At 47.2% G+C, this 1,588-nt stretch carries 2 protein-coding genes; both read left to right on the forward strand.

Features of this window, described 5'->3' with window-relative positions; translation table 11 throughout:
• Nucleotides 1-288: 288 nt before the first annotated feature.
• Entirely contained in the window at nucleotides 289-663 is a 375-nt protein-coding gene (locus tag R7P35_RS24065; RefSeq protein WP_005455792.1) for a MerR family transcriptional regulator, read from the forward strand.
• Between the two features lie 78 nt (nucleotides 664-741).
• Nucleotides 742-1,588, forward strand: an 847-nt coding sequence (locus R7P35_RS24070) for an acyl-CoA dehydrogenase family protein (protein ID WP_318092842.1), incomplete at its 3' end; no start/stop codon positions are given.

Raw genomic sequence — 1,588 nt, forward strand, 5'->3', positions numbered from 1 at the left:
CGCACTGACAATCCAAATGTCGTTTCCCATGATTCGCATTCCCTAACGGTGTATCACAGCGTACGAACTTACCCACCACAATTGCCTATTCAGGTTTTCTCACCTCAAACGATGAAGCTCTATCCCTTATCCGGCAACGAAATTATCGCACTGTGATTTCTTGACGTTTACGTAAGCATAGCACTAGCCTTTACAGTGAGGTAAAGAAACACATTGATAACAACCTAATTTTTATTCAGTCATGGTCAGATTTCGAGAAGCTGGATTTTTATTCGAGGTAAGTGTGTTATGGAAAAATACAAAATCAGTGATCTCGCCAAAGAGTTCGACATCACGACGCGCAGCATTCGATTTTATGAAGACGTCGGCCTGATTGAGCCAGAGCGAAAAGGCAATATGCGCGTTTATCAGCGTAGGGACAAAATCCGACTTAAACTGATTCTTAGAGGGAAACGGCTCGGCTTCTCGCTGGCAGAAATACGTGAACTGTTCGAACTTTACGACATGCAACAAACGGATGAACAGCTGCTCAAAATGCTCAATATCATTGAAGAAAAGCAAGCCGTGTTGCAACAGCAGTTAAATGACATTGGTGTCGTCATGGGCGAGCTCAATGCAGCAAAAGAACGCTGCCTTCAAACACTAAAAAACAACGAAAAGTAACAACGCCACTAACTCAAATTTCCCTCACTCAAGCAGTGCACGATTTTCACAGTCACACACCTGCAACAGGGAGACGTTATGAAAACGAGCTACATCCCGCTGAATTTCGGGCTCGGTGAAACCATTGATATGCTCCGAGATCACGTCAATGCGTTCGCGAGTGAGCATATAGCTCCTATTGCCGCTGATATTGACCATTACAATCAGTTTCCGAGCCATTTATGGCCACTTCTTGGTGAAATGGGCTTGCTTGGCGTAACCGTCAGCGAAGAATATGGTGGTGCTGAAATGGGCTACCTCGCCCACGTTGTAGCAATGGAAGAGATAAGCCGAGCATCAGCCTCCGTCGCGCTCAGCTACGGCGCGCATTCTAATCTTTGCGTAAATCAAATCTTTCGAAACGGCACCCCAACGCAACGAGAAAAGTATCTGCCTAAATTAGTTGATGGTTCGCACATAGGCGCTCTGGCGATGAGCGAAGTCAATTCGGGTTCGGATGTCGTCAGCATGCAACTAAAAGCCGAAGACAAAGGCGACCACTTCTTACTCAATGGCACAAAAATGTGGATCACGAACGGCCCCGATGCGGACGTGGTCGTGGTGTACGCCAAAACAGATGCTGATGCGGGATCGCGCGGGATCACAGCGTTTATCGTCGAGCGCAGTTTTACCGGATTCAGTGACGCGCAAAAGCTCGATAAGTTGGGAATGCGAGGCTCAAACACATCTGAGCTCGTCTTCAACAATTGCAAAGTACCTAAAGAAAACATTCTCGGAGCACTCAATTGTGGCGTCGAAGTATTGATGAGTGGGCTTGATTACGAGCGCGTTGTTTTAGCTGCTGGCCCACTCGGCATTATGCAAGCGTGTATGGATATCGTCGTCCCCTACGTGCATGAGCGCAAACAGTTCGGCAAATCCATCG

This window comes from Vibrio sp. Vb0304 (assembly GCF_033338995.1).
In the GTDB taxonomy this organism is placed as follows: domain Bacteria; phylum Pseudomonadota; class Gammaproteobacteria; order Enterobacterales; family Vibrionaceae; genus Vibrio; species Vibrio alginolyticus.

What these genes read in the sequence shown, in the direction of transcription:
- R7P35_RS24065 (WP_005455792.1), top strand. Translation starts at nt 289, where the DNA reads ATGGAAAAATACAAAATCAGTGATCTCGCCAAAGAGTTCGACATCACG.